Origin of the sequence: Bradyrhizobium sp. LTSP885 (assembly GCF_000938305.1) — a bacterium.
Taxonomy (GTDB): domain Bacteria; phylum Pseudomonadota; class Alphaproteobacteria; order Rhizobiales; family Xanthobacteraceae; genus Bradyrhizobium.
In genome coordinates this window covers 962,400-983,851 of sequence record NZ_JYMT01000042.1, presented here as the reverse complement: position 1 = coordinate 983,851, position 21,452 = coordinate 962,400, and the positions used below count along the sequence as shown (strand labels likewise).

At 64.1% G+C, this 21,452-nt stretch carries 22 protein-coding genes; 16 read left to right on the top strand and 6 right to left on the bottom strand.

Going from position 1 to position 21,452, the window contains the following annotated elements; translation table 11 throughout:
• Positions 1-5: 5 nt before the first annotated feature.
• Both UP09_RS33615 and UP09_RS33610 read right to left on the bottom strand, forming a co-directional pair.
• Positions 6-1,307, bottom strand: coding sequence for a dihydroorotase (locus UP09_RS33615; protein ID WP_044542571.1), 1,302 nt, complete (start codon positions 1,305-1,307; stop codon positions 6-8).
• Positions 1,308-1,311: 4 nt separating this feature from the next.
• Entirely contained in the window at positions 1,312-2,265 is a 954-nt protein-coding gene (locus tag UP09_RS33610) for an aspartate carbamoyltransferase catalytic subunit (RefSeq protein ID WP_044542570.1), read from the bottom strand.
• Positions 2,266-2,554: 289 nt separating this feature from the next.
• On the opposite strand from UP09_RS33610, the gene UP09_RS33605 reads away from it, so the two are divergent.
• The 5 genes from UP09_RS33605 to UP09_RS37280 all read left to right on the top strand — a co-directional run bounded on the left by UP09_RS33605 (position 2,555) and on the right by UP09_RS37280 (position 6,497).
• Positions 2,555-3,250 (top strand): M15 family metallopeptidase, encoded by a 696-nt coding sequence (locus UP09_RS33605; protein ID WP_245302348.1) that lies wholly within the window; start codon positions 2,555-2,557, stop codon positions 3,248-3,250.
• A 233-nt stretch (positions 3,251-3,483) separates the two neighbouring features.
• Positions 3,484-3,891: a hypothetical protein gene (locus UP09_RS33600; RefSeq protein ID WP_044542567.1), complete on the top strand. Its 408-nt coding sequence runs from the start codon at positions 3,484-3,486 to the stop codon at positions 3,889-3,891.
• A 33-nt stretch (positions 3,892-3,924) separates the two neighbouring features.
• Positions 3,925-4,377, top strand: a complete 453-nt coding sequence (locus UP09_RS33595; protein WP_044542566.1) for a hypothetical protein — start codon at positions 3,925-3,927, stop codon at positions 4,375-4,377.
• 150 nt (positions 4,378-4,527) lie between these two features.
• Positions 4,528-5,298: a CPBP family intramembrane glutamic endopeptidase gene (locus tag UP09_RS33590; RefSeq protein WP_044542565.1), complete on the top strand. Its 771-nt coding sequence runs from the start codon at positions 4,528-4,530 to the stop codon at positions 5,296-5,298.
• Positions 5,299-5,522: 224 nt separating this feature from the next.
• Positions 5,523-6,497 carry a right-handed parallel beta-helix repeat-containing protein gene (locus tag UP09_RS37280; RefSeq protein ID WP_082070386.1) on the top strand — a complete coding sequence of 325 codons (975 nt, stop codon included), beginning with the start codon at positions 5,523-5,525 and terminating at the stop codon, positions 6,495-6,497.
• A gap of 145 nt (positions 6,498-6,642) precedes the next feature.
• On the opposite strand, the gene UP09_RS33580 is transcribed toward UP09_RS37280, so the two are convergent.
• Both UP09_RS33580 and ruvX read right to left on the bottom strand, forming a co-directional pair.
• Positions 6,643-7,569 (bottom strand): AEC family transporter, encoded by a 927-nt coding sequence (locus UP09_RS33580; protein ID WP_044542563.1) that lies wholly within the window; start codon positions 7,567-7,569, stop codon positions 6,643-6,645.
• Positions 7,570-7,571: 2 nt separating this feature from the next.
• Positions 7,572-8,054: a Holliday junction resolvase RuvX gene (gene ruvX / locus UP09_RS33575; protein WP_044542757.1), complete on the bottom strand. Its 483-nt coding sequence runs from the start codon at positions 8,052-8,054 to the stop codon at positions 7,572-7,574.
• A 276-nt stretch (positions 8,055-8,330) separates the two neighbouring features.
• On the opposite strand from ruvX, the gene UP09_RS33570 reads away from it, so the two are divergent.
• Together UP09_RS33570 and UP09_RS33565 are read left to right on the top strand one after the other, a co-directional pair.
• Positions 8,331-10,511 (top strand): DNA/RNA non-specific endonuclease, encoded by a 2,181-nt coding sequence (locus tag UP09_RS33570; RefSeq protein WP_044542562.1) that lies wholly within the window; start codon positions 8,331-8,333, stop codon positions 10,509-10,511.
• A 149-nt stretch (positions 10,512-10,660) separates the two neighbouring features.
• On the top strand, positions 10,661-12,016 hold the full coding sequence (locus UP09_RS33565; protein WP_044542561.1) for an alpha/beta fold hydrolase: 1,356 nt from the start codon (positions 10,661-10,663) through the stop codon (positions 12,014-12,016).
• Positions 12,017-12,052: 36 nt separating this feature from the next.
• Here the strand turns inward: UP09_RS33565 and UP09_RS33560 are convergent, their stop codons facing one another.
• Positions 12,053-12,943: a LysR family transcriptional regulator gene (locus tag UP09_RS33560; protein ID WP_044542560.1), complete on the bottom strand. Its 891-nt coding sequence runs from the start codon at positions 12,941-12,943 to the stop codon at positions 12,053-12,055.
• A gap of 79 nt (positions 12,944-13,022) precedes the next feature.
• Here UP09_RS33560 and UP09_RS33555 point away from each other — a divergent pair, with 79 nt between their 5' ends.
• Together UP09_RS33555 and UP09_RS33550 are read left to right on the top strand one after the other, a co-directional pair.
• Positions 13,023-14,027 carry an NAD(P)H-dependent flavin oxidoreductase gene (locus UP09_RS33555; protein WP_283806034.1) on the top strand — a complete coding sequence of 335 codons (1,005 nt, stop codon included), beginning with the start codon at positions 13,023-13,025 and terminating at the stop codon, positions 14,025-14,027.
• An 18-nt stretch (positions 14,028-14,045) separates the two neighbouring features.
• Positions 14,046-15,125, top strand: coding sequence for an NAD(P)H-dependent flavin oxidoreductase (locus UP09_RS33550; protein ID WP_044542558.1), 1,080 nt, complete (start codon positions 14,046-14,048; stop codon positions 15,123-15,125).
• Here the strand turns inward: UP09_RS33550 and UP09_RS37930 are convergent.
• Positions 15,116-15,286 carry a hypothetical protein gene (locus tag UP09_RS37930; RefSeq protein ID WP_156164903.1) on the bottom strand — a complete coding sequence of 57 codons (171 nt, stop codon included), beginning with the start codon at positions 15,284-15,286 and terminating at the stop codon, positions 15,116-15,118. The two genes, UP09_RS33550 and UP09_RS37930, sit on opposite strands and share 10 nt — an antisense overlap.
• 294 nt (positions 15,287-15,580) lie before the next feature.
• Between UP09_RS37930 and UP09_RS33545 the strand changes: the two genes are divergently transcribed.
• From UP09_RS33545 to gatB, 7 genes are all read left to right on the top strand, one after another.
• On the top strand, positions 15,581-15,895 hold the full coding sequence (locus UP09_RS33545) for an NIPSNAP family protein (RefSeq protein ID WP_044542756.1): 315 nt from the start codon (positions 15,581-15,583) through the stop codon (positions 15,893-15,895).
• Between the two features lie 132 nt (positions 15,896-16,027).
• A complete protein-coding gene (gatC, locus tag UP09_RS33540) occupies positions 16,028-16,315 on the top strand; it encodes an Asp-tRNA(Asn)/Glu-tRNA(Gln) amidotransferase subunit GatC (RefSeq protein WP_044542557.1) in 288 nt (95 codons plus the stop codon).
• A 29-nt stretch (positions 16,316-16,344) separates the two neighbouring features.
• Positions 16,345-16,575 carry a hypothetical protein gene (locus UP09_RS33535; protein ID WP_044542556.1) on the top strand — a complete coding sequence of 77 codons (231 nt, stop codon included), beginning with the start codon at positions 16,345-16,347 and terminating at the stop codon, positions 16,573-16,575.
• Entirely contained in the window at positions 16,572-18,044 is a 1,473-nt protein-coding gene (gene gatA / locus UP09_RS33530; protein WP_044542555.1) for an Asp-tRNA(Asn)/Glu-tRNA(Gln) amidotransferase subunit GatA, read from the top strand. The genes UP09_RS33535 and gatA overlap by 4 nt, the downstream gene beginning before the upstream one ends.
• 3 nt (positions 18,045-18,047) lie before the next feature.
• Positions 18,048-18,338 carry a hypothetical protein gene (locus UP09_RS33525; RefSeq protein ID WP_044542554.1) on the top strand — a complete coding sequence of 97 codons (291 nt, stop codon included), beginning with the start codon at positions 18,048-18,050 and terminating at the stop codon, positions 18,336-18,338.
• Positions 18,339-18,493: 155 nt separating this feature from the next.
• The gene (locus UP09_RS33520; protein ID WP_044542553.1) at positions 18,494-19,855 is read left to right on the top strand and encodes a patatin-like phospholipase family protein; all 1,362 of its coding nucleotides are present in this window, start codon (positions 18,494-18,496) and stop codon (positions 19,853-19,855) included.
• A gap of 93 nt (positions 19,856-19,948) precedes the next feature.
• Entirely contained in the window at positions 19,949-21,433 is a 1,485-nt protein-coding gene (gatB, locus tag UP09_RS33515; protein WP_044542552.1) for an Asp-tRNA(Asn)/Glu-tRNA(Gln) amidotransferase subunit GatB, read from the top strand.
• The last annotated feature ends 19 nt before the right edge of the window (positions 21,434-21,452 follow it).

Genomic DNA, 21,452 nt, shown 5'->3' with positions numbered 1-21,452 from the left:
GAGCGCTAGACATGTTCGTACACCGTACGTCCGCCGACAATCGTCCGCATCACGCGGCCGGAGAAACGGGCATCGTCGAACGGGGTGTTCTTGCACAGCGACTTGAGGTCGTCGCGGTCGAGCACCCAGGGCGTATCGGCGTCGATCACGATCACGTCGGCCGGCGCGCCCGCGCGCAACGTGCCGCCTGCCAGCCCGAGCAGTTCGGCCGGCCGCGTCGACATCGCGCGGATCAGCGTCTTGAAATCCATCTCGCCATTGTGGATCAGCCGCAACGCCGCCACCAGCATGGTCTGCAGGCCGACTGCGCCGTGGGCGGCTTCCGCGAACGGCAGCCGCTTGACCTCGACGTCCTGCGGATTGTGGTCGCTCATCACGACGTCGATCAGCCCGGAGGCGAGCGCCGCCACCAGCGCCTTGCGGTCGTCCTCGGTGCGCAACGGCGGCGACAGCTTCAGGAAGGTGCGGTAGGGGCCGATATCGTTCTCGTTCAGCGTCACATGGTTGATCGAGACCGAGGCCGAGACGTCGAGCCCGGAATCGCGGGCACGCTTGAGGATCTCCAGCGACTCCATCGAGGTCAGCGACGCCGCGTGATAGCGCCCGCCGGTCAGTGCGACGAGCCGCAAATCGCGCTCGAGCATGATCGATTCGGCGGCGGCAGGAATCCCGGCAAGCCCAAGCCGCGTTGCGAACTCGCCCTCGTTCATCACGCCTTCGCCGATGAGGTTGGGATCCTCAGTGTGATGCACGATCAGCGCATCGAAATCGCGGGCGTAGGTCAGCGCACGTCGCATCACCTGCGCGTTGGTGACGCTGCGGTCACCGTCGGTGAAGGCGACGGCGCCTGCGGCCTTCAACAGGCCGATCTCGGTCATCTCGTGGCCCTGCATGCCCTTGGTGAGGGCGGCCATCGGGTGGATGTTGACGATCGCGGTGTCGCGGGCGCGGCGCATCACGAAATCGACTGTCGCCGAATTGTCGATCACCGGCGAGGTATCCGGCTGGCAGATGATGGTGGTGATACCGCCGGCCGCCGCGGCCTGGCTCGCCGAGGCAAACGTCTCGCGGTGGCTGGCGCCGGGCTCGCCGACGAAGGCGCGCATGTCGATCAGGCCGGGGGCCACGATCCTGCCGGCGCAATTGACGATGTCGGTGCCTTCAGGGACGCCGGCGGCGCCGATGCCGCGCTTGGCGTCGCGGATCACACCGTCGGCGATCAGGACGTCGCCGGGGCCGTCGAAATCGCGCGACGGATCGATAATTCGGGCGTTGGCGAGCAGGATGGGTCTGCGGTCAGTCAGCATGGCGTCACGCGTTCGGCAGGTTGCGGGCCAGTGCTTCGAGCACCGCCATGCGTACCGCCACTCCCATTTCTACCTGTTCGCGGATCAGTGACTGCGCGCCGTCGGCAACGAAGGTGTCGATCTCGACGCCGCGGTTCATCGGCCCCGGATGCATCACCAGCGCGTCCGGTTTGGCGTAGCCGAGCTTCTTCTGGTCGAGGCCGAAATAATGGAAATACTCGGCGGTCGACGGCACGAAGGAGCCGTTCATGCGCTCGCGCTGCAGCCGCAGCATCATGACGATGTCGGCGCCCTCAAGCCCCTCGCGCATGTCGCGCGCGACCTCGACGCCCATCCGCTCGATGCCTGCCGGCAGCAGCGTGGAGGGCGCCACCACGCGGACGCGGGCGCCCATGGTGTTGAGCAGGAGGATGTTGGAGCGGGCGACGCGCGAATGCAGCACGTCGCCGCAGATCGCGATCACGAGGCCCTCGAGATGGCCCTTGTTGCGCCGGATCGTGAGCGCATCGAGCAGTGCCTGGGTCGGGTGCTCGTGGGCGCCGTCGCCGGCATTGATCACGGAACCGTCAACCTTGCGCGCCAGCAGTTCCACTGCGCCGGAGGCGTGGTGGCGGACCACCAGGATGTCCGGGTGCATCGCGTTCAGCGTCACGGCGGTGTCCATCAGCGTCTCGCCCTTGCGGGTGGACATCGATGACACCGACATGTTCATGACGTCGGCGCCCAGCCGTTTTCCGGCGATCTCGAACGAGGACTGGGTCCGCGTTGAAGCCTCGAAGAACAGGTTCACCTGGGTGCGGCCGCGCAGCGAGGCGCGTTTCTTGTCGACCTGGCGGTTGAGCTCGACATACTCCTCGGAGAGGTCGAGCAGGCCGGTGATGTCGTGGGCGGAAAGGCCCTCGATGCCCAGCAGATGCCGGTGACCAAGGACGAAAGTCGATTTCAATGATGGGGTCATTAAAGCGAGAGCTATAGGCGCGGATGGCCCAAGGGGCAAGCGCGAAGAGGGGCCGGAGGAGTTATCCCCGAGTATGATATCGCCGGGTCTCCCGCCGTCATGCCCGGGCTTGTCCCGGGCATCCACGTCTTCTTGAAGTTGCCCGAGAAAAAGACGTGGATGGCCGGGACATAGGCGAGCGGAAGCGACGCCGTCCTTTGGACGGCTATGCCCGGCCATGACGATAAAGGTGAGCCTTGTGAAAATTGTCGTGATCGCCGCCGCTGTCGCTGCCTGGATTTCACCCGCGATGGCACAGACCCTGCCTGACGGCTTCGTGTTCCTGCGCGATATCGACCCGACCATCATCCAGGACATCCGCTACGCCACCTCGAACAATTTCATGGGGCGGCCGATCGTGGGCTATGGCGCCAGCGAATGCGTGGTGACGCGTGAGGTGGGGCTGCGTCTCAAGGCCGTGCAGCAGGAACTCACACGGCAAAAACTGTCGCTGAAGATGTTCGATTGCTACCGGCCGGCGCGTGCGGTCGCCGACATGGTGGCGTGGTCGCAGAACGGCAAGGAAACCGCGGCCGAGCGGCGCTACAATCCGGCCTTCTCGAAAGCGGACCTGTTCCGGCTCGGCTACATCGCCACCCATTCCGGCCATTCGACGGGAGCCGCGGTCGATCTGACGCTGGTCGATCTCACGGCCGACAATTCCGGTAAATTCGATCCCGCGCGCGACTATGCCGACTGCACGGCGCCGGTGGCAAAGCGCGCCCCGGAGGGCAGCGTCGACATGGGCACCGGCTATGACTGCTCGGATGTGAAGGGCCATACCGCTGCTGGCTCGATCACATCGGCGCAGCGGCGTTGGCGCAGCAGATTGGTGGCGGCGATGGGCCGGCAGGGCTTTGCGAACTATTCCAAGGAATGGTGGCACTTTTCGCTGCGGGGGGCGGGCGGTCAGGCCTACGATTTTCCGATCACGCGACCGCGCTAGAGCGTTTTCCAGCGAAGTGGCCACCGGTTCGCGGGAAGAAAACGCGTCAAAACAAGAATCTAGAGCCCCGTTCCGATTCCATCGGAACGGAAACGGCTCTAGTCCGGCGACATTGCCTCAAATGCGAGGCATTCTCGCAAGATGGCGGTTGCCATCGCGATAGCGGCCGCGCGCGTGTTCAACACTCCTTAATTGCGATCCCGTGATGTACCGGCATTGCGGGAGCACGGGTCATGCGTTTAGCCATTGCAGTTGTTGCCGTCGGCGCTTTCGGCATTGCGATTTACGATCAGTACGACAGGAACACGAACTTTCAGCGCGTCGAGGCGCGCATCGCCACTGTCAACGAGCAGTGCTATCTGGAAAAGGTCGAGCGCGGGGTCGTCGCCAAGACGACGTTCACCTCCGACCCGGTGCGTTGCGAGGTTGCCGAGCTGCTGCGACGCGATCATCCGAAATGGCAGGGCTACAACGTGAAGCACAAGATCGAGCTGCGCGTCACCTATGTCTCGCCGGTCGATAGCGCCGCGCACACATCGAGCCTGCAACTGACTTTCCTCCCCAACGGCAAACCACTGCGCGCCGGGGACGCATTTCCGATCCTGGCCTCCAAGACCAAGGTCGACGAGACACGCATCTGATCGGCGCCGCTCGGCAGTATGGGAGCATCAAGGATGCGTCTTGGCGTTTATGGGATGATTTGCGTCGGTCTTGCGGCTTTCTATGCCCACAGCGAGTTCGACAAGCGGGTGAATTTCCGGCCGATCGACGCGCGTGTCAGCAGCGTCAAGGACCAGTGCTACATGGAAAAGACCGAGGGGCGGCGGAGCTCGAGCTCCGATCTCCTGTCGTGCGAGCTTGCCGTCCTTCTGACGCGCGGCCATCCGAAGTGGCAGGGCTACGACATCAAGCACAAGATCGAGATTCGCTTTGCCTACATCTCCCCGGTGGACGGGGCCACGCATGAGGCGACCATGGAGATGGCGGCGTATCCCGATGGCCGGCCGCTGCGGGCCGGCGACATTTTTCCTGTCCAGGCTTCCAGGAATGACGTGAACAAGACCCGCGCGAGCGACTGGCTGGACGTGCGCCTCGGCCGCCATGCGCCAACGCATGGAAGCGTCTAGGGCACATTTTTGCTGCCCCGTGCGAGCGGGCAGGCTTATGATCCCCCGATTCCATCGCGCCGTAGGCCACGCCGACGTGTACGGCGCAGTGGAGCTGTCTGACGACGACGCGCGCGCTGCTGGCGCGGGCGCTGCCATGAAGGTCTGCTGATGGACGCACTCAATCCCGACATGCCGCCTGCGGCGATCGAGCCGGCGCCACGCCCGCCGCGGGTCTGGAAATTCTGGGGCACCGCGCTGTGGGGCTTGCTGATCTTCGTCGCAATGTTCCTCGGCCAGCTTGCGGTCATTGTCTATCTCGTGATGCGGCAGGACGGGCCACTGTCGATGGCTGGTCTCACCCATGTGGTCGCCAGCGGCTTGACGATTTCGCTCTCGGTCGTCGCGGGCCTGCCGATGGTGCTGCTGGCGCTGTGGGTCGCGATCCGTCCGACCCGGATTCCGTTTGCCGACTATCTCGGACTGCGCTGGACGTCGTGGAAGAATGTGATCATCGGCATCGTTGCGCTGGCGGTGCTGGTCGAGGCCTGGGACATGGTGTCCCGCCTGGCCGGTCGCGACGTGACGCCCGGTTTCATGGGCGACGTGCTGAAATCGGCGCAGGCTGACGGTGCGCTATGGCTGCTGGTGATCGCATTCGTTGTTGCCGCGCCGGTGTGGGAAGAGCTGTTCGCCCGCGGCTGGCTCTATCGCGGCTGGTCGCAATCGTTTCTCGGCCCCTATGGCGCGATCGTATTGTCGTCGATCGTCTGGACGGTGATGCACCTCCAATACGACTGGTTCTTCCTCTGCGAGGTGCTGTCGATCGGGCTGCTGTTCGGGTACCTACGCTTTCGCACCGGCTCGGTCTGGCTGACGATCCTGCTGCACGCGCTGAACAATCTGGCGGCGACGATCCAGACCTGGTGGCTGGCGGGGTGACCCGTCGGGACGGTAACGCGCTCCTTCGCTGCGACGATCGGCACGTCGGTTCATTGCGGTGGAGTGGACGTCACTCAGCGCAGCGGTGATCGGCAGCTTTTGACCCAAAGCGGTGGTGGTTGCACGACCAACAGCACAGGTGACGCCCGGCTTTGCTTCAATTTTTGGCAGAAGTCAGGGCTGCCACCGCGGGAACGCTCTTGTGCCGGCATTTGCACAACGGCATGATCGCCATCTTTGGGCGGGCATCATCCGGACCATTTCACGACGCACGCCCCATCCATCAGGGAGGCGAAATGTTGTTGCGATATTCGTTTTTTACAATTTTTCTGATTGCCGTTTGCGCAGGCTCTCCGGCTCGCGCCCAAAACTACGAGAGTTACGTCTCCAATTCTGGCAACGATGGCAATGCGTGTACCTTAACCTCTCCATGTGCAAGTTTTTCTACGGCGCACAACGCTACCGGTTCGGGCGGCAGCATCTCCTGCATCAGCGCGCCCGCGTCGGGACAGCTTACGATCACTAAGTCCATCACCATCGACTGCACCGGGGTTGCTTTCAACGACGTGCACGGAGGAGTGCTGGTTACAATCAATCTTCCCCAGAGCGATGCTTTGCAAACTGTTCGTCTGAAGGGCTACACGATCAACGGTTTCGGAAACGGCACTCGCGGCGTCCAGATCAATGCGGCAGGCACCGTTATTCTCGAAGACATGAATATCATCCAACATACCCAGCAGGGCGTCATTGATTTAAGGACTTCACCGGGCAAGTTGGTCATCACGGATACCGCTATCAGCGGAAATGCAGGCGCTGGCGTCGTGGTCGCGGGGGCCGCAGGAACAGCAGCGATCCTCGATAACGTGACCTCGGCCGGGAATACCTTTGGCATCGCGGTTGCGGCTGGCAACAGCGTCGTCGTCAACCGCTCTGTATTGTCCGGCAATACTACCGCCGGCGTCGAGGGAGATCCCGGCGCGCAGGTTGTCGTCAACAATTCGACCATCAGCCACAACAACGTCGGGGTAACAAGCTATCAAACGGTCAGGTTGTCAAACAACGACATAGCATTCAACACCACCGCGATCTCCGGTTCGGGGTCCGGCACCTTCGGCAACAACCGTTTTTCCGGGAATGGATCGATGGGTACGGCACCGGCGGCGCTCGGCAGCGCGTCGTCTGACCTCGGGCAGCAGTGAGTCCAAAAGGAAGCCGCCTTGGTCTTCGGCCTTCTTTCATTCTACGCGATGTCGCCTCTTGGCCCCAAGTCCGACCTACATCCACGTCGGCTTCAATGTCGCCCTTCGAGGGTAAAGCGGACGTGACAATTTTTGCGCCCGCGCCCTAAGGCCCAACCGCAGCGATCGCGATCGGCATCGTGATCGCCGCCAAAATCGTCTGCAGCGTGATGATCTGGGCGAGCAGCGACGCGTCGCCGCCCATTTGCCGCGCCAGCACATAGGCGGACGGGGAGGTCGGCACCGCCGCACAGGCGGCAACGATCGCAAGGGTCGAGCCGGTGAGGCCGAACCACACGGCCAGCGCGACTGTCAGTACGGGCATCAGGATCAGCTTCAGCACCACCGCGACGCTGGCGGCGAGGCTCGGGCGGAACAGGCCTTCCAGATGCAATCCGGCGCCGGTCACGAGCAGGCCAATCGCCAGCGACGAGCCGCCGAGCGCATTGGCGACCTCGTGCCAGATTTTTGGCAGCGGGATCTGCGCCACGTTCACGGCGAGACCGATCACGCAGGCCCAGATCAGCGGGTTCTTCACCACCGTCATCACGATCGCGCCCGGCGACCGTTTTTCTGACGAGGCGTAGCGCGCCAGCACGGCGACGCTGAACACATTCACCAGCGGGATGATCGCGACCATCGCGACGGAGGCCAGCGCCAGTCCTGTGCTGCCATAGAGATTTCCTGATACCGAGAGCGCGACATAGGTCTGCCAGCGGGTCGCGCCCTGGAAGATCGAGGTGAAGGCCGGGCCGTCGACCCCGGCGCGGGCGAGCGGGGAGCGCAGCGCGAGACAGAGCAGCGACATTATGAGTGCCGAGAGCAACAGCGCGCCGCCGACGCCTGCGACCGGTACTTTTGTCAGATCGGCCTTGACCAGGGTCTGGACCAAAAGCACCGGGAACAGCACGTAATAGGTCAGCTGCTCCAGCCCGTGCCATTGGGTATCGAGCCGCATCAGCGTGCGCTTGAGGATGACGCCGAGCACGATCAGCAGGAACACCGGCAGCAGCGCGGCGATCACCACGGCCATGGTCAGCGGTCCCGGCGGAGCGTTGCGAGCCGGTCCAGCGCGCCCTGCAGGATGAAGATCGCGGCGTGCTCGTCGATCACCTCGGCGCGGCGTGCGCGGCTGACATCCATCCCGATCAATTCGCGCTCCACCGCCGCGGTCGAGAGCCGTTCGTCCCACAGCGCGATCGCAAGCGGGGTGAGGGTAGCGAAGTTGCGGGCGAAGGCGCGGGTCGATTGCGCGCGCGGGCCTTCGCTGCCGTCCATGTTGATCGGCAGGCCCAGCACGAAGCCGACCACGTTGCGCTCGGCGGCAAGCGCTAGCAGCCGCGCCGCGTCGGCCTTGAACGCCTTGCGCTTGATGGTCTCGACGCCGGTCGCGAGCCGCCGGTCTGAATTTGAGACCGCGACGCCAATGGTCTTGGTGCCGAGATCGAGTCCGATCAGCGCACCACGCTCGGGCCAGTGCGATGCGGCATCGATCAGGGGAAGGATGGGAGCGGGCATGGCCTGCGCATAGCACGCGGCCGCGTGGTGACGCAAAGCCCGATCACGGCGCGGCGTACCTGCGGAAACGCCACGCTCGGAAGGCCCTTCATCGATAGGTTGTGCGACTGTAGGTCGCAACTCGATCACGTGGAGTTGTGATCCAGGTAACAATCGAGACGCATGGGCCGTGAGACAAGCTTGCGCAACGCGCGGCCCCGAGGTGGATGCTCCCTGCCGGTTCGCGGCACGAGCGGCTTTCTGAGCATACGATTCTTCCTTCCACCGGAGGCCATCATGCTGATCAAACCGAACCTCATCGCCGCCTCGGAGCAACGCCTCAAGCAGGCGGATGTTTCGCCCACCGCTCTGGACAAGAAGCTGGGCGACGGTCCGCTCAAGCTGTCGCCCGAAAAGAAGCAGATGCGCCAGCGGCAACTGCTGCAGCAGACCGACGACGTCCAGGCGGTTCAGGTCGGACTGGAACGGATCATCGAGGGCAATGATCTCGACAGCATCAATTATCTGGCAAAGGGGACGCTGGCGTCGCGCCCGATCTGCCGCATTCAGCTCAAGGACGCGCGCGCCAACCTGATCGGTTATGCATCCGGCTTCCTGATCGGGCCTGGCCTATTGATGACCAATCATCACGTATTCGGCAGTCCTGGCGACGCCGCCAATTCGATCGCCGATTTCGACTATGAACTCGACGTCGCCGGCATGGAACGCGCGGTTGTCAGGTTCGGCTTCGAGCCCGCACGGTTCTTCTACACCAATGACAAGCTCGATTATTCGATCGTCGCCGTGGCGCCAAAATCGCTGTCAGGCGACAGGGATTTGACCGAATGGGGATGGCTGCCGCTGAGCGGCGAGCCGGGCAAGGGCGACCCCGGCGAATATCTCACCATCATCCAGCATCCGGGCGGTGAGCTCAAGCAGGTCTGCGTCCGCGAAAACAAGCTGCTGCAATATGTCGGAGACTTCGTCTGGTACAAAACCGACACCACGGCGGGCTCGTCGGGTTCGCCCGCATTCAACCGGTTCTGGCAGGTGATTGCGCTGCACCACAGCGGTGTGCCGAAGAAGAACGCGGCCGGCCATATCCTGACCACGGATGGCAAGGAGTGGGATTCCTCGATGGACGAGACGTTGATCGAGTGGATCGCCAATGAAGGCGTCCGGGTCAGCGCGATCGTCGCCGATCTCAAGGTCGCGGTCGGTTCAAATCCGGTGATCAAGCCGGTGCTGGATCAGCAACAGCCGCCGCCACCTCCGTCGCCGCAGCGGCCGGGCACCGAGAAAGTGGTCCTGCCGACGATCTATGGCACAAACCTGTGGCTGGAGCAGGCCGGCGATGTGACCACGCTCGTGGTGCCACTTCGCGTCCCGATGCCTGTGATCAGGCTGCAGTCAGGTGCAGGGGCAACACCGCCCGCCGCGGCATTGCCTCCGCCGGTCAAGTCGCCGCCGATCGTCCCGGCGGGACCGCAGATCGGTGCCGCAACCGGCATGGTGATGGAGGCGGTGCATATCGACCAGACCACGCTGGGCTCGCGGCCCGGATACAAGGCGAACTTCATCGGCAGCGGCAAGCTGTCGGTATCGCTGCCCAAGATTCCGGCCGGGCTCAAATCGAAGGTAGCGACGCTCAAGGGCAGTTCCGGGCAGAGCGAACTGAAATATTTCAACTACAGCGTGGTGATGAACAAGGAGCGCAAGTTCGCCTTCTTCAGTTGCGTCAACATCGACGGTGGCAAGCAACAGGATGTCGGCAAGCGCGAGGGCGATTCCTGGCTGCGCGACCCGCGCATCGACGCAGAGTTCCAGATCGGGGACGAATTCTACAAGAAGCAATCGACCCTCGAGGCGGACCGCATCGCCAATCCGTTCGACCGCGGCCATCTGGTGCGCCGGCTCGACGCCACCTGGGGTGATACTGTCGACGAAGCCAAAGAGCACGGCGACGATTCATTCCACTTCACCAATTGCTCGCCGCAGTTCTTTTCCTTCAACCAGGGCAAGCAATTGTGGGCCGGTCTCGAAGACTACACGCGCGATGTGCTGCTGAAGGACGAGGAGAAGGGCATCGTCATGAACGGCCCGGTGTTCGACGGGCCCGACGCCGACGGCAGCGATTTGCCCAAACCCTCGGGCAAGCCGCACAAGGATCCCAGCTTCGGAGGCGTCCAGATTCCGAAATATTTCTGGAAGATACTGATTACCAAGGGCGACGACGGCCTCAAGGCTGCGGCGTTCCTGATGAGCCAGCGCGACCTCGTCATGGGCATCGCCCGGATCCAGGAGACCGATGGTCTCGAAAAGCTGTCGGAAACCGATGTCAAAGTCTTCCAGGTCTCGATCGCCGACCTGACGAAACTGACCAAGCTCGACTTCGGCAACCTCGATTCCGCCGACACCCACGAAGCGACCGCGGTCGGACCACGCAAGATCGAGACGTTCGACGACATCAGGATCTAGGACGTTGCCGCTATCCGTCTTTGCTGCTCTACTTCCGGTGCAGCGCGATTGTGCCTGGGCCAGCTTCCCTGCCTTCCCGAAAAGGCCGGAAGCCGGACGGGTTGTGAAAGATCCGTAAGCGGTAACGGACAGTTATCGGAGGACGCATCTTGGAGCGCAGGCTTGCAGCAATTCTGGCTGCGGATGTAGCTGGCTACAGCCGCCTCATGGGCATCGATGAGGAAGGCACCCACGCGCAATTGAAGGGGCATCGCCAAGCGTTGCTCGATCCGAAAATCGAAGAACACCACGGCCGTATCGTCAAGTCGACCGGAGACGGCGTACTGGTCGAGTTCGCGTCCGTGGTTGATGCGGTGCGATGCGCTGTTGACGTCCAGCGCGGCATGAGCGAGCGGAATGCGCGGGTCAGGGTCGACAAGCGGATCGAATTTCGCGTTGGCATCAACCTCGGCGACATCATGATTGAAGACGACGATATCTATGGCGATGGCGTCAACATTGCCGCACGGCTCGAGGGAATTGCCGAACCGGGCGGAATCTGCATTTCGCGCCAGGCCCACGATCATCTGGTCGAGAAACTCTCGTTCACTTGCGAGAAAATGGGGTTTCGCAACCTCAAGAACATCGCGAAGCCCGTCGAGGTCTTCTCGGTGAATTTCAGTTCCGTCAGCATGGCGCAGCAGATCAATTATTGCCGGGCGCCCGATGGGGTCCGCCTTGCCTATGCGTCCGTGGGGCAGGGGTCACCCTTGGTCAAGACCGCGAACTGGATGAACCATCTTGAATATGATTGGGAGAGCCCGATCTGGCATCATTTGCTGGAGGGATTGGCGAAAGAGCACACGCTGGTTCGATACGACGCGCGAGGCAACGGGCTGTCGGATTGGGATGTCGATGAGGTGTCTCTCGACGCGTGGGTCAGCGATTTGGAAACCGTTGTTGACGCCATGGGGCTCGAGCGCTTTCCGCTGTTGGGCGTCTCTCAGGGATGCGCCATTTCCGTTGCCTATGCGGCGCGGCATCCGGAGCGCCTATCTCACCTGATCCTGTATGGCGGTTTTGCGCTGGGCGGCGCGAAGCGATCGCCGCAGGAGCTTGAGAAGCGCAAGGCGATGGGGACCTTGATGCGCCTCGGCTGGGGCATGGATGATCCGGCATTTCGGCAGATGTTCACCTCGCATTTCATTCCTGAAGGCACAAAGGAACAGGCTGATTGGTTCAACGACCTGCAGCGCAAGACCACATCGGCTGAATGCGCGGCGCGTTACTTTGACGTGGTGGGATATGTCGATGTGCGCGAGTTGCTCCCGCACGTGAAGGTGCCGACGCTCGTCATGCATGTGCGCGGCGATCTCATGGTTCCGATCGATGCGGGGCGTCAGATGGCGGCCGGGATCCCCGGAGCACGCTTCGTAGCGCTTCCCGGGCGAAATCACCTCTTCCTGAAGCACGAACCCGCCGCAGCCCGGTTCTTCGACGAGATCAATCTGTTTTTGACCAAATGATCCCCGCCGGCGGCCCGCGCTGCATGATCGCATGCGTCAAGCGGCGATCACGCGATCGCCACCGCCAAGGCAGGCGGCAAATCCCTGCAGCGCGCTGTACTGATGCGCGGTGCGGCGCTGGATGAACAGCGTCTCGACGCGCGCGTGCTGCGGGCTGAGCTTGTGGATGCTGACGTCGCGCTGGACGTGATCGCGCTCGACGACGGTGCGCGGCAGCATGGTCACGCCCATGTCGGCGGCGACGCAGCCGATCATGCCGTCGAGCGTGCCGAGCTCGAAGCGCGCCGCGGATGGCCAGCCGAACTCGGTGAATGCCTGCTCGAGGCGCTGCCGATAGGTGCAACCGGTGCGGAACACCAGCGCCGTCGGGCCGGACTCCGGCGTACCAGCGCGCAAGGCGGCAAGGGACGTCCAGCGTTGCGCGGTGACCAGCACCAGCTCTTCCTGGAAGGCGACCGTTGTGGTGAGTTCGGCGTGCTCGATCGGACCAGCGACAAACGCGCCGTCGAGCGTACCGTCGAGCACTGCGGCGACGAGATCGGCGGTCGGTGCGGTCCGCAGCGTCAGGCGCACCGCAGGATAGCGGCGATGGAAATCGGCGAGCAGTGTCGGCAGCCGCACTGCGGCTGTGGTCTCCATCGAGCCGATCGACAGCGGACCCTTCGGCTCGCCATCATCGCGCGCGGCGAGCACGGCCTCGCGCGACAGCGCCGCCATGCGTTGCGCGTAAGGCAACAGCCGTCGGCCGGCGCCGGTCAGCGTCATGCCGCGACTGTGCCGCTCGAACAGCGCGGTGCCGATCTCGGCCTCCAGCGCCTTGATGCGCTGGGTGACGTTGGACTGGACGGTGTTGAGCTCTTCGGCGGCGCGCGTAATGCCGCCGAGCCGGGCGACGGTGGAGAAGGTGAGGAGATCGGTCAGTTCCACGGCACGCTCCGTTTTGTTTTTGAGATATCAGAGTTCTCAAGTATTCATTTTCAGAGAATGTTAGGCCCGCTTAGGGTTGCTGTCCAGAACCGGGAGCAAACGCATGCCTGTCAGCACCGAATTGACCGCGCGGTTGGGCATCCAGCACCCGATCCTGCTGGGGCCAATGGATACGATCGCGGGCACCCGGCTGGTCAGGGCAGTGAGTGAAGCCGGCGGCTTCGGCATTCTCGGCGGCGGCTACGGAGATCGCGCCCGGCTTGTGGGCGACATCGCAAAGCTGAAGGGCTTTGATCGACCGTTCGGTATCGGCTTCATCACCTGGAGCCTGGCGAAGCAGCCTGAACTGCTCGAACTCGCGCTTGAGGCGCAACCGCGCGCGGTGATGCTGTCGTTCGGCGATCCCGCGCCGTTCGCGCCCAGCATCAAGGCCGCAGGCGCGCTTTTGATTTGCCAGGTGCAGGACGAGGACATGGCGCGGCAGGCGCTCGACTGCGGCGCCGACATATTGATCGCGCAGGGCTCCGAGGCCGGCGGTCACGGCGCGTCGCGTACCACGATCGATATCGTGCCCGCGATCGTCGATCTCGCGGCGGGACGTGTGCCGGTGGTCGCTGCCGGCGGCATTGCTGACGGGCGCGGGCTGGCGGCGATGCTGATGCTTGGTGCATCCGGCGTGCTGATGGGAACGCGCTTCTATGCCAGTATCGAAGCCGACGGCGCCGAGCAGGCGAAGCAACTGATATGCGCGGCCAAGAGCGGCGAGACGGCGCGGGGCGTCGTGTTCGACTGGTCGCGCAAACTGATGTGGCCTGCGCCATTCACGGCGCGCACGCTGGTCAACGATCATCTGCGGCGCTGGAGCGGCCGCGAGATCGAGCTGATGCAGCGGGCGGACGAGGTTGCGGTGGAGTACGCCGAGGCCAAGGCTGCCGGCAATTTCGACATCGCGGCGGTGTTTGCCGGCGAGTCTGCCGGCCTGATCCATGATATTCCTTCTGCTGCCGAGATCGTCGGCCGCATCGTCGCTGAGGCCGAGCAATCGCTGCAGGGCCGGCGCAACTCTCTTCCCTCTGTCACCTGAAACCGCACGGGACACACCATGTGGCCAGACCGTCGATTGATCGACCTCTTCAAGACCGAATTCCCGATCGTGCTGGCGCCGATGGCCGGCGTGATGGATGCGGAACTGGTGATCGCGGTGGCCCAGGGCGGTGGGCTCGGCTCGCTGCCCTGCGCGATGCTGTCGGCGGAGAAGGCGCGCGAGCAGGTCAACATCATCCGCCAGCGCGTGGCAGCACCCGTCAACCTGAACTTCTTCTGCCACACCGCGGTTGAGGCCGATCCCGTGCGCGAGGCGGCGTGGCGCAAGCGGCTGGCGCCTTACTATCGCGAGCACGGGCTCGATCCGGATGCGCTTGTTAATGCCGCGAACCGTGCGCCGTTCGATGCCGCGTTCTGTGCGGTGGTGGAGGAGTTGAAGCCGGAGATCGTCAGCTTCCATTTCGGCTTGCCGGAGCCAAAGCTGCTCCAGCGCGTCAAGGCGGCAGGCGCCATCGTGATGGCGTCGGCCACCATTGTGAAGGAGGCGATCTGGCTGGAGGAGAACGGCGCCGATGTCATCATCGCGCAGGGGGCTGAAGCCGGCGGCCATCGCGGCATGTTCCTGACCGACAACATCGCCGAGCAGCCCGGCACGTTTGCGCTGGTGCCGCAGGTGGTCGATGCGGTGAAGGTGCCGGTCGTGGCGGCCGGCGGCATCGCCGATGGGCGCGGGATCGCGGCGGCGTTTGCGCTCGGCGCGTCCGGGGTGCAGATCGGCACGGCCTATCTGCGCTGCCCGGAATCGACCGTCGGTCCCGCGGCCCGCGTTGCGCTGGCGCAGGCACGGGACGATACGACCGTTATCACCAATGTGATGACCGGCCGGCCGGCGCGCGGCGTCGCCAACCGCGTCATGCGCGAGGTCGGCCCGATTTCATCAGACGCGCCTGCGTTCCCGCATGCCGCAACCGCCCTCGGGTCGCTGAAGGCGGCTGCCGAAAAGCAGGGCAAGGTCGATTTCACCAATCTTTGGGCCGGCCAGGCGGTCCGAATGGGCCGCGAGATGCCTGCGGCCGAGCTCACCAGGGCGCTGGCGGGGGCCGCATTGGCGCGGATGAGCGCTTTGTCTCAGGCCTGATGCGCGGGTTCGTCGCGGTTGATCTGAAGATGCTCCGCGGCGAGCACGCGATAATGCGCGGCCATTTCCTTGTAGTGCCGCCTCGAGATCGGATCGCTGGCGCTTTCGGCGCGGCGCTCGAACATCTCGGCCTTTTCCTGCAGGCCTCTTGCCTGGGACATGGCTGCTTGCCCGCTTAGGCCAGGCAGGCAACGTAAAGGATCGCGAACCCGATGACCGTTCCGATCGACCAGAGGGCGGGATCCCAGCCTTCCGGCCGCGGGCTGCTGTTGAGCATGGACATGACGCGCTCCAAATTTCTTCTGTTTGGAACGACTACGCGCCGGGAATGTTTCAGGACGACTGCGTCGGGGGCGCAAAGTGGTTTCGTCGTGGGGTTTTGCAGTCTAAATCATCGGCTGCCGGCGCCCGGACATGGTGAGACGGCGGTTCACTTGGCGCGGGAGCACCACAACATGATCACTTGTTACCTGCGGTACGAAGTCGACCCGGACAAGCTCGCCGACTTCGAGGCTTACGGTGCGATGTGGCTGGAGCTGATGCCCCGGTTTGGCGGTATTCATCACGGCTATTTTCTGCCGTCCGAAGGAGCCAGCGACATCGCCTTGGCGATGTTCAGCTTTCCGAGCCTCGCGGCCTACGAGCAGTACCGCAAGGACGCTGCCCTGGATCCGGACGTTCGGAAGGCCGTGGCCTTCGCCAAGGAGACGGGCTGCTTCATCCGCTATGAACGGTCGTTTTTCCGGCCTTTGTTCCCGAAAAGCGCATAGCCCCGACGCCTTGGGTTGCGTTGGCGCGGTTGCGGCGCAAAACCGGCCTCTGCTATACGGCAGGCTGACCTTTCAGCCTGACCTTTGAGCCTGACCTTTCAGGCTGACCTGTGAGCCTTGGGGCCCTATATTATGTCCGTAGACGCCACGACTGTCCGCCGCATCGCGCATCTGGCGCGGATCGCGGTCAGCGACGCCGAAGTTCCCCACCTCCAGGGCGAGCTGAACGCGATGCTGGCCTTTGTCGAGCAGCTCTCGGAGGTGAACGTCGAGGGCGTTGAGCCGATGACCTCGGTGACGCCGATGGAGATGAAGAAGCGCGCCGATGTGGTCAATGACGGCGAGATCGCCGATGACATCGTCCGCAACGCGCCCGATACGCTGAACCATTTCTTCCTGGTGCCGAAGGTGGTCGAGTAGTTCTTTTACGATCCGGGAACGACAGTCCGATGTGCATGCTGTGCGACGATGAGAAGGCCTACAAGGCCTATATGGACTTCCTCGATGTGATGGAGCGGAAGGGCAAGGTCGCCGATCCCAATGAGGCGATCGATGCCGTGCTCGACCAGCTCGAGGCGCTCGATGCGGCGCGCGCCAAGGAAAATAGCAAGGCGCGGCAAGACGATCCCGCCAACGACAAGACCCTGTCTCCGTTCTTCTGCAGCCCGATCAATAAATGACTGATTTGACATCGATGACGATCGCCGAGGCCCGTCAGGGCCTGGCGAGCAAGTCTTTCACCGCACTTGAGCTGACTGAGGCGCATCTCGCCGCGATCGAGGCCGCGCGCATGCTCAATGCCTATGTCTTGCCGACGCCCGACCGCGCGCGCGAGATGGCGAAGGACGCCGACGCGAAAATCGCGAAGGGCGAGGGCGGCCCGCTCGCCGGGATTCCGCTCGGCATCAAGGACCTGTTCGCGACCCGCGACATCAGAACCACCGCGTGCTCGAAGATCCTCGGCAATTTCATCCCGCCCTATGAGTCGACGGTGACGTCGCAGCTCTGGCGCGACGGTGCGGTGCTGCTCGGCAAGCTCAACAATGACGAGTTCGCGATGGGCTCGTCGAACGAGACCTCGTGCTTCGGCCCGGTGACCAACCCGTGGCGGCGCGGAGGCTCCAACACCGCGTTGGTGCCGGGCGGTTCGTCCGGCGGCTCGGCTTCGGCAGTGGCGGCGCTGCTCTGCATGGGCGCGACCGCGACCGACACCGGCGGCTCGATCCGCCAGCCGGCGGCGTTCACCGCGACCGTCGGCATCAAGCCGACCTACGGCCGCTGTTCGCGCTGGGGCATCGTCGCGTTCGCGTCGTCGCTCGACCAGGCCGGGCCGATCGCGCGCAGCACGCGCGACGCCGCGATCCTGATGCGCTCGATGGCCGGCCACGATCCGAAGGACACGACGTCGGTCGATATCGCCGTGCCGGATTACGAAGCTGCGATCGGCAAGTCGGTGAAGGGCATGAAGATCGGAATCCCCAAGGAGTATCGTCTCGACGGCATGCCGGCCGAGATCGAAAAGCTCTGGAGCCAGGGCGCGGAATGGCTGAAGGCCGCCGGTGCCGAACTCGTCGAGGTGTCGCTGCCGCATACCAAATACGCACTGCCGGCCTATTACATCGTGGCGCCGGCGGAGGCCTCGTCCAACCTCGCGCGCTATGACGGCGTGCGTTATGGCCTGCGCGAGCCGGGCAAGAACATCATCGAGATGTACGAGAACAGCCGCGCCGAAGGCTTTGGCGACGAGGTACGCCGCCGCGTGATGATCGGCACCTATGTGCTCTCGGCCGGCTATTACGATGCCTATTACCTGCGCGCGCAGAAGGTGCGGACGCTGATCAAGAAGGACTTCGAGGATTGCTTCGCCAAGGGCGTGCACGCGATCCTGACACCGGCGACGCCGTCGGCTGCGTTCGGTGTCGGCGAAAAGGGCGCCGATCCGGTCGAGATGTATCTCAACGACATCTTCACCGTGACCGTGAACATGGCGGGCCTGCCGGGCATCGCGGTCCCATCGGGCATGGATGCGCAAGGCTTGCCGCTCGGCCTGCAATTGATCGGCCGTCCGTTCGACGAGGAGACGCTGTTCTCGCTCGGTGCCGTCATCGAGCAGGCGGCGGGTCACTTCACTCCGCCGAAATGGTGGTGAGCGATGGCCGAGTTCCGCGCCAGTCTCGCTGACGCTGCGCCTGATGCGAGGCTGTCGCCGCCGCTCGCGGCGCTGTGGTGGGCGGCCAAGGGCGATTGGGAGCAGGCGCACAAAATCGTGCAGGACGAGAGCGACGCCAATTCGGCGTGGGTGCACGCCTATCTGCATCGCGTCGAGGGAGATCTCGGCAATGCCGGCTACTGGTATCGGCAAGCCGGCCAGCTGGTGGCGAAGGATGCGCTCGAGGCGGAGTGGCAGCGGATCGTGTCCACGCTGCTGCCCCAGCGCACGTAATCGTGCCGGTGCCGAGGCACCGCGATCATTAACCCTGTTTCGGCCGCCATGCCGCCGCCCAGATTGCCCGTGATACGCTTGCGGAACCGGGGCGGGGGCCCAGTGGCAAGAGAGTATTCGTGCGTGGGTCGGGCATAGGGGCGTGGCTGCCGGCAGTGCTGGTGGCCGTGGTGGCGGCGGGCCTTGCGGGCTGCGCGACCGTCTACAATCTGCCCGGCAATGTGCCGCTTGGTGCCGCGCTCGCCGACAACAACAGCGCCCGCGACATTCCGGACTACCAGGACGATGTCCTGCTCGCGCTGTCGTTCTCCGGCGGCGGCACGCGCGCCGCAGCGTTCTCCTTCGGCGTGCTCGGGGAACTCGACCGCGCGCGGTCCGGTGTATCAGGCGCAAAGACGCTGCTCGACCGCGTCGACTTCGTGTCGGGCGTCTCCGGCGGTTCGGTCACCGCCGCCTATTTCGGCCTCAAGCGCCGCGCGGCGCTCGACGATTTCCGCGAACGCTTCCTGCTGCGCAACGCCGAAGAGGGACTGAAGACCCAGATCTCGCTCGGCAATATCGGGCGTGCGCTCGGCGGTGGCATCAACGACAGCCAGTTCACCGATTGGCTCGACCGCAACCTGTTCAACGGTGCGCGCTTCGATTCGTTGTCCGACGACCGCAGGCCGCGGGTCTGGATCAACGCGTCAGACATCTACAACCGCACGCCCTTCGTGTTCGGCAAGACCGCCTTCGACGCGCTGTGCAGCGACATCCGCTCCTACCGCGTCGCCGAAGCGGTGGCCGCCTCGGCGGCGGTGCCGCTGGCGTTCGCGCCGATCGTGCTGGAGACCTTTCCCGGCGGCTGCAAGGCACCGCTGCCGCCCTGGCTCGAGCGTGTCAGGAACGATCCGAATGCGCAGCCGCTGTTGCGCTCGTTTGCCGAGGCCCAGGCGCGCTACCGCGACGGCTCGATGCGCTACGTCAAGCTGCTCGATGGCGGCCTCGTCGACAATTACGGCCTGTCCGGCATCAGCATCGGGCTGCTCGCGGCGCAGCGGCCCTACGAGCCGTTGAGCGAGCGGCAGGCGGCAAAACTCAGGCGCGTGCTGTTTCTGGTGGTCGATGCCGGGCGCGGCATCTCCGGCGACTTCGTGCAGACCCTGGAGGGCCCGAACGGCGTCGAGCTTGTGTCCGCGGCGGCCGACACCGCGATCGATTCCAGCGTGCGGTCGAGCTACGCGGCGTTCACGGCGCTGGCCAATGATTGGAACGGCAAGCTGAAGCGCTGGCGCTGCGGCCTGTCGGCGGCCGAGCGCGTGAGGCTCGGCGTCGGCGCCAACTGGAAGTGCGGCGACGTCTCCTTCTATATCGAGCGGCTGAGCTTCGACCAGCTCGGCCCCGAACGCGCCGGCATCCTGAACGCCATCCCGACGCGGTTTTCACTCCCCGCGGAGCAGGTCGACCAGCTGATCGCCGGCGGCGGCGATGCCTTGCGCTTGAGCAAGGCCTATCAGTCGTTCCGGCACGGGCTGTAAGCCCAAATCATGCTCGGAGCCGGCTTGACTGCCGCTTTCGGTTGCGCGAAGCCCAATCCATCCCAGATATCAGATGTCCGGACACCGAGAGCCATGAACGCTTCTGCCGCACCCCACAAACTGATCAAAGGCGCCACCGGCGACTGGGAAGTCGTGATCGGCCTGGAGGTCCATGCCCAGGTCACCTCGAACTCAAAGCTGTTCTCGGGCGCGTCCACCGCGTTCGGCGGCGATCCCAACAGCCACGTCTCGCTGGTCGATGCCGCGATGCCGGGCATGCTGCCCGTGATCAACGCGGCGTGCGTCCGCCAGGCGGTGCGCACCGGGCTCGGGCTGAACGCCAAGATCAATTTGCGCTCGGTGTTCGACCGCAAGAACTATTTTTATCCGGACTCGCCGCAGGGCTACCAGATCAGCCAGTACAAGTCGCCGATCGTGGGCGAGGGCGAGGTGGTGCTCGAGCTCGACGGCGGCCGCAGCGTCACTGTTGGCATCGAGCGGCTGCATCTGGAACAGGACGCCGGCAAGTTGCTGCACGACCAGTCGCCGACGATGTCTTATGTCGACCTCAACCGCTGCGGCGTCGCGCTGATGGAGATCGTCTCCAAGCCCGACATCCGCGACGCCGAGCAGGCCAAGGCTTACGTGACCAAGCTGCGCTCGATCCTGCGCTATCTCGGCACCTGCGACGGTGACATGGAGAAGGGCAGCCTGCGCGCCGACGTCAACGTCTCCGTGCGCAAGCCGGGCGGTCCGCTCGGCACCCGCTGCGAAATCAAGAACATGAACTCGGTCAACTTCATCGGCCAGGCGATCGAGTACGAGGCGCGGCGCCAGATCGAGATCATCGAGGACGGCGGTGTAATCGACCAGGAGACGCGGCTGTTCGACCCGAACAAGGGCGAGACGCGCTCGATGCGCTCGAAGGAAGAGGCGCACGACTACCGTTACTTCCCCGATCCGGATCTGCTGCCGCTCGAATTCAGCCAGGCCTTCGTCGACGAGCTCAAGGCGGATCTGCCGGAACTGCCGGATCAGAAGAAGTCCCGGTTTATTACGGGTTTCGGTCTCTCATCCTATGATGCGAGCGTGCTGGTGGCCGAGCGCGAGAGCGCCGACTTCTACGAGACGGTGTTGTCCGGCCTCGCCGACAAGGCGCGCGACGGCAAGCTTGCCGCCAATTGGGTGATCAACGAACTGTTCGGGCGGCTGAACAAGGAGAGCCGCGACATTGCGGCCTCGCCGGTGTCGGCCGAGCAACTCGGCGCGATCGTCGGTCTGATCGGCGAGGGGACGATTTCCGGCAAGATCGCCAAGGACTTGTTCGAGATCGTTTGGCAGGAGGGCGGCGATCCGCGCGCGCTCGTCGAGGCGCGCGGCATGAAGCAGGTCACCGACCTCGGCGCGATCGAGAAGGTGGTCGACGACATCATCGCAACCAATCCGGACAAGGTCGCGCAAGCCAAGGCGAAGCCGCAGCTGGTCAGTTGGTTCGTCGGTCAGGTGATGAAGTCGTCCGGCGGCAAGGCGAACCCGCAGGCCGTCAACGATCTGCTGAAGTCCAAGCTCGGCATCTGAGCGAACACCGAAGACGACG

Bases quoted from the DNA above. Each gene is read 5' to 3' on its own strand.
- UP09_RS33615 (WP_044542571.1), bottom strand. From the start codon at position 1,307: ATGCTGACTGACCGCAGACCCATCCTGCTCGCCAACGCCCGAATTATC.
- UP09_RS33610 (WP_044542570.1), bottom strand. From the start codon at position 2,265: ATGACCCCATCATTGAAATCGACTTTCGTCCTTGGTCACCGGCATCTG.
- UP09_RS33605 (WP_245302348.1), top strand. From the start codon at position 2,555: ATGGCACAGACCCTGCCTGACGGCTTCGTGTTCCTGCGCGATATCGAC.
- UP09_RS33600 (WP_044542567.1), top strand. From the start codon at position 3,484: ATGCGTTTAGCCATTGCAGTTGTTGCCGTCGGCGCTTTCGGCATTGCG.
- UP09_RS33595 (WP_044542566.1), top strand. From the start codon at position 3,925: ATGCGTCTTGGCGTTTATGGGATGATTTGCGTCGGTCTTGCGGCTTTC.
- UP09_RS33590 (WP_044542565.1), top strand. From the start codon at position 4,528: ATGGACGCACTCAATCCCGACATGCCGCCTGCGGCGATCGAGCCGGCG.
- UP09_RS37280 (WP_082070386.1), top strand. From the start codon at position 5,523: ATGATCGCCATCTTTGGGCGGGCATCATCCGGACCATTTCACGACGCA.
- UP09_RS33580 (WP_044542563.1), bottom strand. From the start codon at position 7,569: ATGGCCGTGGTGATCGCCGCGCTGCTGCCGGTGTTCCTGCTGATCGTG.
- ruvX (WP_044542757.1), bottom strand. From the start codon at position 8,054: ATGCCCGCTCCCATCCTTCCCCTGATCGATGCCGCATCGCACTGGCCC.
- UP09_RS33570 (WP_044542562.1), top strand. From the start codon at position 8,331: ATGCTGATCAAACCGAACCTCATCGCCGCCTCGGAGCAACGCCTCAAG.
- UP09_RS33550 (WP_044542558.1), top strand. From the start codon at position 14,046: ATGTGGCCAGACCGTCGATTGATCGACCTCTTCAAGACCGAATTCCCG.
- UP09_RS37930 (WP_156164903.1), bottom strand. From the start codon at position 15,286: ATGTCCCAGGCAAGAGGCCTGCAGGAAAAGGCCGAGATGTTCGAGCGC.
- UP09_RS33545 (WP_044542756.1), top strand. From the start codon at position 15,581: ATGATCACTTGTTACCTGCGGTACGAAGTCGACCCGGACAAGCTCGCC.
- gatC (WP_044542557.1), top strand. From the start codon at position 16,028: ATGTCCGTAGACGCCACGACTGTCCGCCGCATCGCGCATCTGGCGCGG.
- UP09_RS33535 (WP_044542556.1), top strand. From the start codon at position 16,345: ATGTGCATGCTGTGCGACGATGAGAAGGCCTACAAGGCCTATATGGAC.
- gatA (WP_044542555.1), top strand. From the start codon at position 16,572: ATGACTGATTTGACATCGATGACGATCGCCGAGGCCCGTCAGGGCCTG.
- UP09_RS33525 (WP_044542554.1), top strand. From the start codon at position 18,048: ATGGCCGAGTTCCGCGCCAGTCTCGCTGACGCTGCGCCTGATGCGAGG.
- gatB (WP_044542552.1), top strand. From the start codon at position 19,949: ATGAACGCTTCTGCCGCACCCCACAAACTGATCAAAGGCGCCACCGGC.